This window comes from Acidobacteriota bacterium, assembly GCA_028874215.1.
Lineage (GTDB): Bacteria > Acidobacteriota > UBA6911 > RPQK01 > JAJDTT01 > JAJDTT01.
This window is the reverse complement of sequence record JAPPLF010000041.1, coordinates 44,294-60,207: the sequence shown is the minus strand read 5'-3', so window position 1 is coordinate 60,207 and position 15,914 is coordinate 44,294. Positions and strand designations below refer to the sequence as shown.

General features: G+C 64.9%; 11 protein-coding genes. 6 read left to right on the top strand and 5 right to left on the bottom strand.

Features of this window, described 5'->3' with window-relative positions; translation table 11 throughout:
• Positions 1–14: 14 nt before the first annotated feature.
• Together OXT71_07590 and OXT71_07585 are read left to right on the top strand one after the other, a co-directional pair.
• A complete protein-coding gene (locus tag OXT71_07590; protein MDE2926242.1) occupies positions 15–1,337 on the top strand; it encodes a sialidase family protein in 1,323 nt (440 codons plus the stop codon).
• A gap of 123 nt (positions 1,338–1,460) precedes the next feature.
• A complete protein-coding gene (locus OXT71_07585; protein MDE2926241.1) occupies positions 1,461–2,699 on the top strand; it encodes a hypothetical protein in 1,239 nt (412 codons plus the stop codon).
• A 125-nt stretch (positions 2,700–2,824) separates the two neighbouring features.
• On the opposite strand, the gene OXT71_07580 is transcribed toward OXT71_07585, so the two are convergent.
• Both OXT71_07580 and OXT71_07575 read right to left on the bottom strand, forming a co-directional pair.
• Positions 2,825–3,820, bottom strand: coding sequence for a hypothetical protein (locus OXT71_07580; GenBank protein MDE2926240.1), 996 nt, complete (start codon positions 3,818–3,820; stop codon positions 2,825–2,827).
• 39 nt (positions 3,821–3,859) lie between these two features.
• Positions 3,860–5,047: a hypothetical protein gene (locus OXT71_07575; protein ID MDE2926239.1), complete on the bottom strand. Its 1,188-nt coding sequence runs from the start codon at positions 5,045–5,047 to the stop codon at positions 3,860–3,862.
• A 33-nt stretch (positions 5,048–5,080) separates the two neighbouring features.
• Here OXT71_07575 and OXT71_07570 point away from each other — a divergent pair, with 33 nt between their 5' ends.
• Entirely contained in the window at positions 5,081–6,229 is a 1,149-nt protein-coding gene (locus OXT71_07570; GenBank protein ID MDE2926238.1) for a serine/threonine protein kinase, read from the top strand.
• Here OXT71_07570 and OXT71_07565 read toward each other — a convergent pair.
• Together OXT71_07565 and OXT71_07560 are read right to left on the bottom strand one after the other, a co-directional pair.
• Positions 6,226–7,845, bottom strand: coding sequence for a thiamine pyrophosphate-binding protein (locus OXT71_07565; protein ID MDE2926237.1), 1,620 nt, complete (start codon positions 7,843–7,845; stop codon positions 6,226–6,228). The genes OXT71_07570 and OXT71_07565 overlap by 4 nt on opposite strands.
• 59 nt (positions 7,846–7,904) lie before the next feature.
• Positions 7,905–9,104, bottom strand: a complete 1,200-nt coding sequence (locus tag OXT71_07560; GenBank protein MDE2926236.1) for a DSD1 family PLP-dependent enzyme — start codon at positions 9,102–9,104, stop codon at positions 7,905–7,907.
• A gap of 190 nt (positions 9,105–9,294) precedes the next feature.
• Here OXT71_07560 and OXT71_07555 point away from each other — a divergent pair, with 190 nt between their 5' ends.
• Together OXT71_07555 and OXT71_07550 are read left to right on the top strand one after the other, a co-directional pair.
• Positions 9,295–9,645: a hypothetical protein gene (locus tag OXT71_07555; protein MDE2926235.1), complete on the top strand. Its 351-nt coding sequence runs from the start codon at positions 9,295–9,297 to the stop codon at positions 9,643–9,645.
• Between the two features lie 56 nt (positions 9,646–9,701).
• Complete coding sequence (locus tag OXT71_07550) at positions 9,702–12,014, top strand: dienelactone hydrolase family protein (GenBank protein MDE2926234.1); 2,313 nt, start codon at positions 9,702–9,704, stop codon at positions 12,012–12,014.
• A 36-nt stretch (positions 12,015–12,050) separates the two neighbouring features.
• Here OXT71_07550 and OXT71_07545 read toward each other — a convergent pair whose 3' ends face one another.
• The gene (locus OXT71_07545) at positions 12,051–15,245 is read right to left on the bottom strand and encodes a glycosyl hydrolase (GenBank protein ID MDE2926233.1); all 3,195 of its coding nucleotides are present in this window, start codon (positions 15,243–15,245) and stop codon (positions 12,051–12,053) included.
• Between the two features lie 385 nt (positions 15,246–15,630).
• Between OXT71_07545 and OXT71_07540 the strand changes: the two genes are divergently transcribed.
• The coding region (locus OXT71_07540) for a hypothetical protein (protein MDE2926232.1) at positions 15,631–15,914 on the top strand (284 nt) is incomplete at its 3' end.

Sequence of the window (15,914 nt, the reverse complement as noted above, 5' to 3'; positions counted from 1 at the left end):
CGAGGAAAGAGACCATGCCTGTTGCAGTGACCGGGACTCTGTTGCTGAGTCGTCTGCTGGGAATTGCCTTTGCCGGCGCGCACGTGCCGGCGGCCCCGCCACAAGAGAAACCGATGCTGCTCCATTCAAGGGCCGCGGTCACGTCGGTGACCGTCTCCGAGCCCTCCATCGTGCACGAAGATGGGGCGGCGCCCCCCTATTACTCTCGCTACACGCCGCTGCTCAAGCTGCTCGACGGTTCCATCATCCTCATTGGGAGCGCGGACAAGATCCTGCGTTCCACCGACGGCGGCCGCACTTGGCGGAAACAGCCGGTCGCGATCTCCAGATACCAGGCGCTACAGCGCCGGGACGGTTCGTTCTATCTGCTCAAGCGGGGCGTCCGGCCGTCAGAACGGCCGGGAGTTTTCCTCGCCGGACATATGAAATTGAACGGGCTCGGCGACTTCAAGGACGTTGGCGATGAATCCTGGCAGGAAACCGCCATCTCCGTGCCCCGGTTCAAGCCTGTCATCGCTGACGATTACAAGACCGTGTCTCGAGCTCCCCATGTCGAGCTCGCCCATGAGCTGCCGGACGGAACGCTGCTGGGGCTCTCCTACGGCAACTTCGTCGGCGACGACGTGCCCATCAGCGGATTCGACACCAAACTGGGCGTCGCGCCCATGTACCGCACCTACATATTGGCCTCCACCGATGACGGGAAGAATTGGGAATATCTTTCGACCATTGCCTACGACGGCAAGACCGGGCAGGAGAGTTTCTGCGAGCCGGCCCTCGTGGATTTCGGCGGCGGGGAACTGCTGGCGATCATGCGAACCGGCCGCTACGCGCCCCTTTTTCAGTGCCGTTCCATGGACGGAGGACGGACCTGGAGCGAGCCGGTCTCCCTGGAGACGCTGGGCCTGCGGCCGAGAATGACCCTGTTGGAGAATGGGATCCTGGCCTGCAGCTTCGGCTGGCGCCCCATGCGGTACATCTACTGGGAGGATCCCAACGGCGGGTACTACCCCGCGGGCCTCGCCGACTATCACAAGCGCTACAAGAGCCAGGTCGGAATTGAAGATCCTTCGGCGGCGGCGGGAGACTACGTCATGTTCAGTCCCGACAAGGGGTATACCTGGACTCAACCCCGCAAGATCGCCGAACCGTTGACGCAAGGGTACACTCAGATCGCCGCCACCGGCCCCGACTCCTGCGTCGTGCTCTCCTATCGTTTCGTTTTGCCTGGGAAATCGCTGGGTGAAACACTCCGGATGTGGGAAAACGACAGCGAGCATTTCCTGCGGGACATGAAGACGCTCTACGAGGCGCGCCGGATCGTCGTCCGGCCCTGACTGTGGAGATTTCCCGTCAACGAACTGCATTCGCCAACGGCCCCGGCGCGGCAGGCCGATACGAAATTCCCTTTCCCGGGCCGTGCTAGACTCGCTCCCAAGAACCGGTTCTGAAGACAAGAAATGACCTTTCGATTCGGCGCTCGCTCACCACGTCTGCGAACTCTCGTCCCGTTGAGCGTCCTGGCCTCCATTCTTCTTCTGATCCTTCCCCTGATCGGCTGCGGAGAAACTTTCTCAGGAGCCGATGCCGGACCCGGACCGCTGGACGTGCGGAAGATCTACTTCATGTTCCACCCGGTCTGCTGGCAGACGGCGGGACTGGATCCTCCGCCCGGGGACTGGGACGAACACAGCCCCTACAGCCGGCCCGTCTGGGACGCGACCTACCGGAAGGAGCTGGAGGTCAACCGTCTCCAGAAGGACCTCATGTCCAGGATGAAGGCGGACGAGGTCTTGCTCCTTTTCCCCATCGGCGACAAGGCACCCATGCTCGAGTTGCAAGACTACGCCAGCCGCACTCTGGGACGGCGAGCCGTTCTCGTGGACCGGGAGCTGAAGCAACCGCCGGCGGAGTGGCGGAAGCTGGACCATCCTCTGGAGCGATTCCTGTCGGAGCCGGACTTGCCGGGGCGAGACGAGTTCCTGGATGGAGTGCCGGCGGAGATCCGGGAGGAGTTGGCGGCGGAGATCCGGGAGGCCATCGACGAAGCCGGCGCCGTGGCCGCCACCTGGAATCCAGCCGTGCTGGAGGTGCTCTACTTCAGCCGGCTGGCCGCGTGGGACATCCGGAACGAATTCCGGAAGCGCAACCTGAGATACGATCCCGCCACGACGCAGGGAGTCGCCTTCGGCGAGGGGTTCGAGCAGTGCGCCATGACCTACAAGCAGATGCTGGCCCCCTATCTGGGGCTTCAGACCCCCGTGGACAACCGGTACGACCTTTCCGTCAGCGGCGCCTCGTTCCTGATGGGATCCCGATTCCGGGAGCGGGTCGACCTGGATTCCAACCTGCGCCTTTATCTCTGGGAAGCAACCGGGGGGCGCCTGGTGGGTCTGTACACCCGGGCCTGGTGCCGGCTCAAGGATCCTCTGCTCTACGCCCGGATTCCCGTCCAGGGTCTCGATCTCCAGGTTCGGGAGGTCCACGGAAAGCTCTGCTGGCCGGAACCTGACGCCCCCGAGTTGGCCCTGGATTCGGAGGGAGGCGAGTTGAAGCTGCCGGTCTACAACGGGATCCGGCGCGACTTCGACTGGTACGGCGTGGTGAATACCGCCGAGGACGCCTGTTACGTCATTGCCAGGAACATGACTTACGGCAACTTCCGCCGGGTCTTGACGGACGCCCGGATATTGCCGTGAACGGGCGTTCAGGACCCGGCGTCGAGAACCCCACGCGGCTCGGCGGCCTCCACAGGCCTGCAGGTAGGGATGCAGGTCAAGGGGCAACGGTAGACGGGACGTTGGGAATGCTCTCGCAAATGCCGTCAGGAAACGGCCTGGCAGATATGGTCCAGCCAGAAGACCATTTCGGCGGTGATGTCGCTGTTGGCCGCCGTCTCGCCGACGTTGCCCCACCAACCCTCAGGCGACTGAGACGCGATCAGGCCGTCGCCCACGCGAACCGCCATCTCCCGGTACTTCTCCTCGGCAGTCAGGGTGTACATCACGGATGCCGCCCATCCCGGTTTTCCGGCGCGGACCAGGCTGTAGAGATATTCACTGGCGCCTTCCGCCAGAAGCATGTACTCCCTGGCGAGTTCCAGCCACTCTTCCTCGCCGGTGGCCTGATAGAGGAGGGCGAGAAACCCGCCCGCGATTCCCGGGTTGTAGAAGGGTTCATCCCGCTCGGCGTCCCGGTTCAGGACATACCGGAACGCGTCGGCGGCGTCATGCTCGACGTGCAACCCCTGTTCCCTGCTGTAGACCGCGTAAAACTGGGCCGGATAGTTGGGCTGGACCTCCATGAGGGTCTTCATCCACCGGCCCACTCCCCGGGCAACTTCGATCCTGCCGGTGTAGAGGGCGGACCAGCCGCATCCCGCGACCACCCAGAGGTCCTGTTGCTCCAGGGGATCGTGTTCCACCGGACTGGACAGGAACCCGCCGGTCCGGCTGTCCCGGAAACTCATCAGGAAATCCATGCCCCGCTGCGAAAGGTCGAAATGTCCCAAGCGGTGAGCGGCCTTGATCACCCACGCGTTGAAGTAGGTGTAGCCGTAACCGCGGATCGCCTCGGGCCTGGGCCCGAAGTCCCCGTCGGGAAGCGTTCCGTTCTCCCGAATCCAACTGCAGAGGCGGTTGGCCGCGGAGGTTTCGCCGCACGCGGCCAAGGCCGCAGGGACTTTGTGGTACTCGAGCAGGCCCTTTTCGGAGTCTCCGAAGCCGCCGTCGGTTCGCAATTGGTCCAATAGAAACGCACAGCCCTTGTCCCTGGCCTCTCGGAAGCGTCTCGTCCCGCGGGTGTCGCCTGCAACAATCATTTTTCAGTCTCCAGTTCGGGAGCCGGCTGCATGAGGATACTACGGACCCGGCGGGTTCTCTTTCCCGCTTCGATCCAAGAGTCGCATCACGCTGCCCTCCCGCCGCCGGAATTCCTCCAGGCTGGCGCGAACGATGAGGACGCTTCCGCCGCGGGTGACCCGCTGGCCGGGCCGCAGGTCGCCGAACCAGAGTAGCAGATCGGTGCAGGGGGCATTCTGATTCGCCAGCACAGCCAGAGCATCTTGCGAAAAATGCGCGGTCAGGAGGTGCCCCTTGTCCGTGATGTTCCAGCAGACGACCCCCGGGAAGCTCACGGAGGAGGACGCCTTCGACCCGGGCCGGACCCGGAAAAATTCACCGTTTCTTCCCTCCACCGGAAGAAACGTGGCAGCTCCGACACCGGGCAGGCTCTGGTATTCGGTCCAGGACGATCCCACCTTGAGATAGGGCCGGTATCCGGTGACCGGCGCGTGATAATGGTCCAGGCAGATCCATGCATGGACATCTCTCCAGGGTTCACCGGAGCTGTTGGTGACTGACACGGAATAGTGTGCGCCCGTGGAGTCCGCATGGATGCCGGCCGACTGACGGCCCAGAACAGCTTTCGTCGCCGCGGCTTCGTCGAGCAGGTAGTAATAGAAATCGTGCTTTGGATCCAGCTTCCAGAGCCCGTTGAGATCCCTGACCGGCGCGCCGGAATAGGTCCACCGCTCTCCCGCATTCACCCATCGCATCCCCACCTGGTAGTGGAGCTTCCGTCCATTGACGTAAATCTCCTCCGGCAGCCTGAGGAGCCAGGAGGCCCTCTCAGGACGATCCTCCCAGCCGATCCGCTCCAGACCCCGTGCCGTGATGACCACCACCTGGGGGGCCAGGGCGTCGTGGTAGCGCCGATAGGTGGGATAGGTGGAGTGGACCAGGGGCTCGACCTGGAGACGGTGGAAGTCCAGATCCGCCGGCGGTTCATGACCAGCCTCCCCATCGCGTGGACCCGCCGCGCAGCCCGCGAGCAGAAGGGATGCCGCCGCAAGGATGGCCAAGGAGGCGGAACGGCTCGATCCTTCCTTCACCGCAACGACTTTACAGACCCGGGGGTTGACGTCACCATGCGGACTCTCCATCACTGGTGGCCGGAGCAGAAACGGGCCATGGAAGACTGCCTTTCCCGCCGCGATCTCCTGGTTTCTCTCCTCTCCGCGTCCGCCCTGACCTCGAATGCCCGTCATGCCTCCGCGACGTCGGCCTCGCCCGGCTCGGCAATGCGTATCATCTTCACGACGGCGGGCAGGACGGCCATCATGGACGCTGCCGGCGGGGATCTGCAAGTTCTGGATTTCCAGGAGCCGGACCAGGTGACGTGGCAGCCGGCCGGGTTCTTCCGCGACGGCCGGAGAATCCTGCTCTTGAGCATGGAAGCGCGCCGGGACGGTCCGGGCCGCCCCTTCGCCCAGTACTACACCCGGACCCCCACCCATATCTGGACCTATAACCTCCAGGACAAACGTCTCACCGAAATCGCCACCCGGGACCGGATGGCGGTCTTCTACACTCCCCAACTGCTGCTGGACGACCAACGCATGTTGGTGCAGGTCTTCCGAAACCAGGTCGGACAGATCTTCAGCATGAACCTGGATGGCAGCGATGCCCGCGAGTTCACGGCTGCGGGAGAAGGCCTCCCCTACGGCTTCAGCCTGAACCGGGAGAGGAGACGGGTCGCCTTTCACCTGGCCGGCCCGGCGGGTTACCAGGTCTGGACCAGCGATTTCGAAGGCCGCCGCCGCACCCTGGTTGCGGCCCATCCGGACCATCTCTACTTCGGGCCCGCCTGGTCGCCCGACGGAGCATGGCTCGCCTACCTGGATTGCCGCTTCCGGCAAGATCCGGGTCACGACTGGTCCGATGTCTGCGTCAGCCGCCCCAACGGATCGGAGCAGCGGGTGCTGACCCGGGGACAGTCCCACTGGTTCGGCGCCAGCTACGGCAGTCCGGGAAACCGCGGCGGCGGGTCAAATATGCTCTCTTGGACTCGAGACGGCGCCATTCTCTTTTCGCGAAAGCTCCCGGGCAGCAAGGTGCCCTGGGAATACCAGCCGCAGCGTCCGGACACGGACCATTTCAACCGCGACTACAAGCCAGCATCGGCCCGGGGCGGCACGGAGATCTGCCGGATCGACCCCGGCGGCGGCGAAATCCGGTACTTGACCGGGAGCCGCCCCCCCGTTTGGGACCTGAGGGCAAGCGAATCTCCCGACGGCCGCACCATCGTTTTCTGCCGGGCCAAGACAGGGCGGATGCCGGAGATCTGGTGCGTGGAGTCCAACGGAACCAACGCCAGGCGCCTCACCCGCGGCCTGCAGGGCCGGGGAGCCGATCACCCCCGCTGGCTGCCGTTGCGGGAGGGTGGCTAGATGATCCCGATGGTGGCGGCGAAGCTGTCCTGGTAGGCCTGAGGGTCCACCCGCGCGTCGATCAGAGTGGTGGTGTCGGCAACCAGAGCCTTCTTGAGTTCCGTTTCGTATTCCTCGGGCGTCCGGACCACGACACCGGCCAGACCCGAGGCCCGGGCCACGGCCGCCAGATCGATGGGGTGCAGATCCAGCCCGTAGTCCTCCATACCCCGGCTTTGCTGCCTCGACTTCATGGTGCCCAGCGCGTGGTCATTCAGGATCACCAGAGGGACCCGGACTCCGGTGCGGGCGAAGACCTCCAACTCCCCCAGCCGCATCAAGGTGCTGCCATCGGCTCCAATGCCCACCATGGGTTGTTCGGGCCGGGCCAGTTTGGCCCCCAGGATCGCCGGAAGCATCAGGCCCATGGTGCGTCCGCCGGAAGTGCAGAGATGGCTGCCGGGGCGATCCACGGGCCAGAGATGATGCAACATCAGGATGAAGATCCCCGTTTCGGAAATCAGAAGGCCGTCATCCGGCAGATGGGTCCGCGTGATCTCGATAATGTCCTGAGCCGCCAGCCGGGCGTCACCCGGACGCCGGAAGTGCCGCAAAACCTGCTCCCGGGTCTTCGCGATTTGCGACGGCGGAAATCCGGCCTGGGGGGCCGGCGGAAGCAGCCGCGTCAAAGAGGTTTTCAGATCGCCGTCGATCCGAAGGCGGGGACTGGCCGCCAGCGATTCGTACTCTTCCCGCTGGGCCAATTCGAAGACGGGGGCCGCCGACTCCCACTTCTTGTCCGAAACCAGGCTGTCGCAGCCGACCAGAAGCGCCAAGTCGGCTTGCGGGACCAGCTCTCCCTCCACCGTGTGGGGAATCTGGTGTCCCACGAAGGTCCCGGCCCACAGGGGGTGGGACTCGGGAAAGACTCCGTGGGCGTCCATCTCCACCAGAACCGCGGCTCCCAGGGATTCGACCAGCGAGTGCAGGAATGCGCAGGCACCGGCCCGGACCACGTCCTGTCCCGCCAGGACCACCGGTCTTTGGGACTCTGACAACGCCTTCCGGAGAACTGCGAGCTTCGATTCGTCGGGCTGTGCGGACGGACGAGCCTCAAGCGAAGCGAGCGTCCCACCCGGCACGGAAGCCGTCGACAGGTCGGTAGGAACGTCCAGCAGCACCGGACCCGGACGGCCATCGGACGCCTGGAAGAAGGCGTCGCGAAGACTCTCCCGAGCCGAGTCGAGAGAGACCGTACACTGCGACTTGACCACCGAGTCGAAGAGCTTCCCGTGGGAGCACTGGCAGACCAGCTCCAGGTGGCCGGTGGACAATGGACTCCGCTCGCAGCAACAGACGACGGGGACGCGCTCGAAGTAGGCGTTGACGGCCCCACCCGCCAGGTTCCCGGCTCCGACGCCCTTGACCGCCAGGGCCAGACCCGCCGTCTCTCTCACGAGTCCATAGTAGGCAGCCATGATGGCCGCCGAGGACTCATGGGCCACCGTGACGAAGTCGAGATCCAGACGCCGCCCCCAATCCATGATGTCCAGGGGCAGCCCGCTTCCCGGGATGCCGAAGTAGTGGTTCAGGCCCCGTTCCCTGGCTTCCCGGACGATCAGTTCGGACAGCTGCATTCTTGCCTCCCTCCGTGCCCCCCGGGTGCATCCGGATCTACCGCCGGCGCGGGACCTTTTTAGCGATGGCCGCGGGCGAGGATCGGCCAGACTTCCACCACCTGATCGCCCCGGGTGCAGTAGATGCGATCGTAGAGGTTGACCGTGGGGTCGCAGTGGGGGGGATAGAATTCCAGCTTGTCGCCCAGACGGACATCGGCGCCGGCCGCTTCCAGGGTCAGGATGCCGTGTTCGTCCCCGCCCCATCGAAAGCCCGCGCCTTCGATCCCCACCGGCCGCGGCCCGAAGGCCCGATCGGTGGAAAAGGCCTTGAGCCCGGCATCCAGCGTGGCCTGGCCGGAGAGGTTCCTGCTGGTGACCGTGGAGAGGACCGTCAGGGCAGGATCGAAGTCATCGTAGACATCGCCCCCTCGGCCACCGATGCGCATGTAATCCAGGTCCATGAAGACGTAGGAACCTGCCTGCATCTCGGTGATGCCCTCGATTTCGGAATCGATATTGTAGGTCCCGGTGCTGCAACCGGAGAAGATTTCCACCGGGAGCCCATCCTTCCGCATCCTGGAGAAGGTCTCCAGTGGAGCGGCCATGGATTCCTGCGAGTGCCGCCGCCGCTCTTCGAAACCGTGGACGTGGGACGACTTTCCGCAGTAGCAGTGGACCCCTCTCAGATTCAGATTCGAGAGGCGGTCCACGGCCCGGGCCAGACGGAGCGCCGGCTGTCCGGCTTCGACCCCGGTTCGGCGGTTGGCCGGATCGATGTCCAGCATGATATTGAGGTGCACTCCTCCAGCCACGGCCGCATGGTTCATCTGCTCCGCCTGCCACACATGGTCGACCACCGCCATGGTGTCGGGATGGCGCCGGGTCAAGCGGACCAGCCGCTGAAATTTGTTGGGGTCCGCCATCTCGGAGGTGATCAGGAGGCCGGTAATGCCGGCTCGGGCCATGGTCTCGGCTTCGGAGACGGTGGCCGTGGAGATTCCCAGAGCGCCGGCATCCAGTTGGCGCCGCGCAACCTCCGGGCATTTGTGGGTCTTGGAGTGAGGCCGCATTCCGATGGAGCGGCTTGCAGCGTGGCGGGCCATGGTCTCGACGTTGGCCTCGAAGAGATCCAGATCCAGCAGCAGGGAAGGAGTGGCAAGATCGGTCTTGCACACGCCGGAGATCCCCTCGCAGGACTCCAGGCGCGCCTCAATCTCCTCCAAGTTGTACCCTGCAACCCGATCACCGCGAGCCAACGTCTTCCCGGTGGTGCTCATGGCCTCCTTCCTCTCGTTCCACAAGTAAAAAACGCCTCCATACTATGCGCTGGGCCGAAGGCAGTTCAAATGACCGAAATCCCCGCCAGCGACGGCAAACCCGGCCGGCGGGATCATTATCGCCCATCACCCTGGCGAGCATTCTCTTTCCAGCCGGGACGGAGGCGGCGGTGTACACTGGGTTCCGGATATGCTGGCACGGCTGTTGATCTGCGTTGCGCTCCTGCTCGTCGTGGAGGCGGCCACCGTCACCGCCTACTGCGGTCTTCTTTTCGGATGCGGCTGCACGCTCATGGAGGGGATGGCCTCCTGCAACGTGCATAACCTCCAGGGACCCTGGTGCCCCTGGTGCAGCCAGGGGAAGCTCGGATTCTATGTCCCCTTTGCAGGGATGACCGCCGGAGCGATCGCCGGCGCCTGGTGGGGTCTCAGGCTTCGGTCCCGCCTCTGGGCCGGACTCCTGGCCGGGATGGCCGGTTACCTGGCGGCGGGCGCCGTCGCGGCATGGATCTCGGCCCGTATCCAAGGTTATCCGCTGTGAGCGGCACGGTCCGCCAACTGGAATTGCAAACCGGCCGCCGCACCCGTAGGGTCCCAATGGTGAAGATTTCTCCCTTCTTGGTTCTGGCGGGTGTCCTGTTGGCGTCTTGGGCGGATGGCCGGATAGCCTTCGGGCAGCCCGCTTCAGAGCTCTCGCGCCGGACGCAGCCATTGGAGATGACGGGAGACATCGCTTCCCACCTGGTGGCCGGCGCCGACCGCTTCCTCCTGGGCAAATTGGAGAACTCCCGCCGGACCCGGGCGCGACACTGGAACCGCGACTTCTCATCCCCCGGGAACTACGCCCGATCCCTGGAGCCGAACCGGAAGAGGCTGGCTCACATCCTGGGAGTCCGGGATCCTCGGGTGCCCTTTTCGAGTCCGGAACTGATGGCCACGGTCCGGCAAAGCGCCCGCATCGGGGGGACCGAATCCTACGATGTGTTCTCCATCCGCTGGCCCTCCGTCGGCCAGATGCATGGAGAAGGGCTGCTCCTGGTTCCCCGGCAGGGCCGGCCTGCCGCCGACGTCATCGCCGTCCCGGACGCGGACCAGAGCCCGGAACAGATCGCCGGCCTGATTCCCGGGGTCCCTGCCGCATCCCAGTTCGCGCGCCGCTTGGCCGAGAGCGGCTGCCGGGTCGTGGTTCCGGCCCTCATCAGCCGGGATAGGAAGAGGCGGATCGGGCGTCCCCTCCTGACGCATCGGGAGTTCATCTACCGGTCCGCCTTCGAACTGGGCCGGCACCTGCTGGGTTACGAGATCCAGAAGCTCCTGGCCCTGGTGGACTGGTTCACACAGGACGCCGAAGGCGGCGACCCCCGTATCGGTATTGCCGGTTATGGCGAGGGAGGTGGCCTCGCGCTCTATGCGGCCGCCCTGGACACCCGAATCGACGCCGCCCTGGTGAGCGGGTATTTCAGCGACCGGCGCAACATTTGGAAACAACCCATCGACCGCAACGTCTTCGGGCTGCTGGAGCAGTTCGGGGACGCGGAACTGGCCTCGATGATCGCACCTCGTTCCTTGATCGTCGAAGCGGCAAGGGGTCCCGAGTTGACGCTGCCCGGAGAAGGTGGGGCTCCGGCGATTCTGGACACGCCGCCACTCGAAACCGTTCGCCGGGAGGTCCGACGGGCCCAGGAATTCGTGGCCGGACTGAAACCCGCAGACCGGATCCAACTCGTGACCCGTGGTCCCCGGGGCGCCGGTCCCGCAGGCGGCGACCCCGCCCTGACCTCTCTGCTTGGATCGCTCTCAAGCGGACTCGAACCGGCTCCCTCCGGTCCTGCCCCCTCTTTCCTGCCGGACTCTTTCGATCCCGGGGTCCGCATGGAGCGCCAGGTCGGCGAAATGGACCGCCACAACCAGTGGCTGCTCTCCGAGAGCCCCTACGTCCGTCAAACCTTCATGGAGAATCTGGACACCACCTCCCTGGAAGCCTATCGGAAGAGTACGCGGGACTACCGCGAGATCTTCCGGGAGGAGGTCATCGGCTGGTTCCACGACGATCGACTGCCGTTCAATCCCCGCACCCGCCCGATCTACGACGCCCCCGGCTGGACCGGGCACGAGGTGGTCCTCGACGTCTACCCCGACGTCATCGCCTACGGGATTCTGCTTCTTCCCAAGGATCTGGTCCCCGGCGAGCGGCGGCCGGTGGTGGTCTGCCAGCACGGCCTGGAAGGGCGGCCCCAGGAAACCATCCGCGGCGACCACAGGGCCTATCACGACTTTACGGCCAAGCTCGCCGAACGGGGCTTCATCACCTTCGCCCCTCAGAATCTCTACATCTTCCGGGACCGCTTCCGCACGCTGCAGCGGAAGGCCAACCCCCTCAAGAAGTCCCTCTTCTCCATCATCGCCGCCCAACACCAGCAGATCCTGGACTGGCTCAAGACCCTCCCCTGGGTGGACCCCGGCCGGATCGGCTTCTACGGCCTGAGCTATGGAGGGAAGACGGCCATGCGGGTTCCTGCCCTGTTGACCGACTACGCCCTCTCCATCTGCTCGGCCGACTTCAACGAGTGGGTCTGGAAGAACGCCTCATCCCGAGCCAGGTACAGCTACGTCTTCCATGGAGAGTACGAGATCTTCGAGTTCGACCTGGGCAGCACGTTCAACTACGCGGAGATGGCGGCCCTGATTGCCCCCCGGCCCTTCATGGTGGAGCGGGGACATTTCGACGGCGTGGCCCCCGACGAGATGGTGGGCTATGAATTCGCCAAGGTGCGCCACCTGTACTCCGCGCGCCTGGGCCTGGCCGACCGGGTCGAGATCGAGTGGTTCGTGGGACCGCACACCATCAACGGCCAAGGCACCTTCTCGTTCCTGCACAAGCACTTGAACTGGCCGGAAAAGAGAGAGTGACGGCGGGTCCGGGCGGCCGTCCCGGCGCGCCGGGCGTCACCCCACCGCAGGAATTCCCGTCTCCGCCACCAGGCGATTGAAAGTGGCCACTTCGCGGTCCACCACATCGTCCAGTTCTCCTAGGGCGGCATCCACTTCGGCCGAGAGGTGCTCGAATACGTCCAGAGCCTGCTGCGTCGGAGCCTCATCGGCGGAGGAGACGACGCTCATCAAGGAGATCAGCCGGAAGTTGAGACCTGCCGGGATCCGGATCCAGTCGAAGTCTCCCTCGGCTTTGAAGGTCACCAGTTCAGCCTCGATCACATCCAGCTTCCGGCCCAGACCATCCGCCTGTTTCGTCGCTTCCCGGGCGGCCTCCTCCGGACCGGCCTCCTGCAACCGGTCGACCCACCGCTTCACCTGGTCCCGAATCCGGGCGATCCGCGCGAGGCCCCGGTGGGTTACGGTCACCTTGTCCCGGATTCGAATCAGGGTCCGGAACTGGGCCTCCAGGTCCTCCTGCGAAGCGGACGACCCGGGATCCTTGGTGAGCCGGAAATCCTGCGTCCAACTCCGGTCCCCCAGCTTCAGCACCACTCGATAGGTTCCCGGCGCGGCCATCACGGAGGTTTCCGCCCCCTTGGCGGCGACGTCGCCGGCGAAACTCTCCGCCTCCGGATAGCAGAGATCCCAAACGAAGCGGTTGACGCCGGCGTGCCCGGTCAGATAGCGCTCTTTCCTGGAAGCGTCGCCGTTGTCGTCACCGGCCGGAGACTCGTCTCCTTCATGCTTGCGGTGAACGGTCTTGATCTCGTTTCCCTCTGCGTCCAGGAAGGTCAGACGAAGGTCCTCGGAAGGGACCTCGCCCAGGTAGTAGTAGACGATGACACCCCGGGGCGGGTTCTCGCCCACGTTCAGGCCCTGGAGACGGGGCTCGTTCTCCTCGGTGGGATCCTGGCGGTAGGTGCCTTCCATTCCCAGTCCCAACATGTAGTTCTTGTCCGGCCGGTCGCCCGCGGCCGCGCCCCACTGGAGCCACATCCGAGTCGTCGTCCGCGGCGGAAGCAGGGCGGCCGGATCCTCCGGGTCTCCGCCTGCCGCCTCTCTCAGGGGCGTCACGTCATCCAGGATCCAGATGGACCGCCCATGAGTGGCCGCCACCAGATCTTCGTCCTTGACCGCCAGGTCGTAGACGGGAGCCACCGGCAGGTTGTTTCGAAGCCGAAACCAGGACTCCCCCGCGTCCAGGGAGACGAACACGCCGGTCTCGGTCCCCACGTAGAGCAGACCCTTCCGAACCGGGTCCTCCCGGATCACCCGCGTTATTTCTCCTCTCGGCAGGGCTCGTCCCAGATCGTGCCAAGTCTCACCATAGTCGTGGGTCACGTAGAGGTAGGGATCGTAATCGTCCAGCTTGTAGCGGGTCGCGGCCACGTAGGCGGCGGCCGGGTCGTGAGGCGACGCCGCCACTCTGGAGATCAGGGACCAATCGCCCACCTCGGGGGGCGTGATCTCCCTCCAGTTCTCGCCGCCGTCCCGGGTGACATGGACCAGGCCATCGTCGGTCCCGGCCCAGAGCAGCCCCGGAGTGAGTGGCGACTCGACCAGGGTGGAGACGTTGGCGTAGACCTCGGCTCCGCTGACGTCCTTGGTGAGGGGGCCGCCCGAAGCGGTCAGCTTGGACCGGTCCTGGCGGCTGAGGTCCGGGCTCATGAGCTGCCAACTGCTCCCCTCGTCCCGGGTGCGGAAGACCCGATTGCCGGCGGCGTACAGCAGACCGGGGTCGTGGGGGGAGAACAGGATGGGGAAAGTCCAGTTGAACCGGTATTTCAGATCGGCCGGAGGACGGCCGGAAGCCAGATCAGGCCAGACCGTCACCAAGCGGATCTGGCGGGTCTTCCGGTCGTAGCGCTGCAGCGGAGCCCCCCCACCCGGCGAGCTGCCCACGGCGCCGACGTAGACGATGTCGGGGTCCTCCGGATGAACCGCGATGTATCCGCTCTCCCCGGTGCCGGCGGCGTAACACATCCCCCAGGGAATGGCGCCGAACTCGGTGGCGCTGGGAACCGCGATGCTGGAGTTGTCCTGCTGGGTCCCGTAGATCCGGTAGGGATACCGGTTGTCCACGTCGATGCGGTAGATCTGGGCCGTTGGCTGGTTGTAGATGGTGGACCAGGTGGCGCCGCCGTTGAAGCTGACGCAGGCTCCCCCGTCGTTTCCCTGAATCATGCGCTGCGGATCGGCGGGATCGAACCACATGTCGTGGTCGTCGCCGTGGGGGGTGGAGATCCGGGAGAAGTTTCGTCCCCCGTCGGTCGACTTCCAGGTGCTGAGATTCGTGACCCAGACCGTTTCCGGATCCTGCGGGTCCGCGAAGATGTGAAGGTAGTACCAGGGACGGTTCAACAGGTCCCGGGAGCTGTTGAGCCGCTCCCAGGTGTCCCCGCCGTCGTCGGAGCGGTAGACGCCGGCCTTTTCAGCCTCGATGATGGCCCAGACCCGTTGCGGCCGGGCCGGGCTGACGGTGATCCCTATTTTTCCCAGGATGCCCTTGGGCAGGCCCTTGTTCCGTCCGATGTCGGTCCAGGTGTCTCCGCCGTCGGTGGAGCGGTAGATGGTGCTGTCGGGGCCGCCGCTGGAGAGCTCCCAGAAGTGGCGGTGGGTCTGCCAGACGGTGGCGAAGAGGATCCTTGGATTGGCCGCGTCCATGGCCAGATCCACCGCTCCTGCGCGGGGACTTTGAAACAGCACCTGCTCCCAGTTGGCGCCGCCGTCCCGGCTGCGATAGACCCCTCGCTCGGGATTGGGCCCGAAGGCGTGCCCCAGGGCGGCGACATAGACCAGGTCCGGGTCCTCGGGATGGATTCGAATCTCTCCGATATGCCGGGTCTCCTCCAGCCCCAGGTGAGTCCAGGTCTTGCCGCCGTCGGTGGAGCGGTAGACGCCGTCGCCGTAGGAGACGTCGGTGCGGATGGTGGTCTCTCCGGTCCCGGCGTAGATGACGTTGGGATCGGACGGGGAGACGGCCAGGGCGCCGATGGATGAGGTGTTGAAGAAGCCGTCGGAGATGTTCTCCCAGTAGGTGCCGCCGTCTTCCGTCTTCCAGACGCCGCCGGCGACGGCGCCGAAGTAGAAGACCATTGGGTCGGTGGGATGGCCCGCCACCGCCACCACCCGCCCCCCCCGGAACGGTCCCGCCAGACGCCATCTGAGGCCCGAAAACGACTCCTCCGTCCATGAAGTTACTGGCATGAAGTTCTCCTTGTCGGCGATAACAATCCGTGGTCAGAGTCCCGCGACCAAGCGGAAACGGCAGCGAATCCCGCGGCCGCCCTTTCCGATTGCCAACGCATTCGTGCGCCATCCGGATGCCACGGAGGCTCTTGGTACGGGCAGTAATGGTAGAGGGTCGAAGGTATCGAGTCCACAACCCGGGAATCGTCTGGTTCCGCGGGGAAGGACGCCGGAATCACACCCACTCGGCGCCGCGATTGCAGGCGTGGGGATTCCTCCCGGGCGATGCGCAGTCCTGCTTTCCTGCACGAGGTCAATGCTTGCCATTCATGGAAACACCCCCGGACTCGTTGTGTGTATTGAAGTCAATACTCCGTTCCGCCATGATTTGGGAGATACACAGATGAGCACTCCATTCGATTCCTTGGCCACCGCCCGCAGACTTGAAGCCACCGGAATTGCAACCAAACAGGCCGAGGCGATCGTTTTCGCTATTCAGGAGAGTCGAGACACCGCCGCCACGAAACGGGACCTGGACTCGAATGTGGCAGCGTTGCGCTCCGACCTGGAGGCCAGTTCGGCGGCGTTGCGTTCCGACCTGGAGGCCAGTTCGGCGGCGTTGCGTTCCGACTTGGAGGCCAATACGGCAGCGTTGCGCTCCGAAATGGAGGCCAATACAGCCGCATT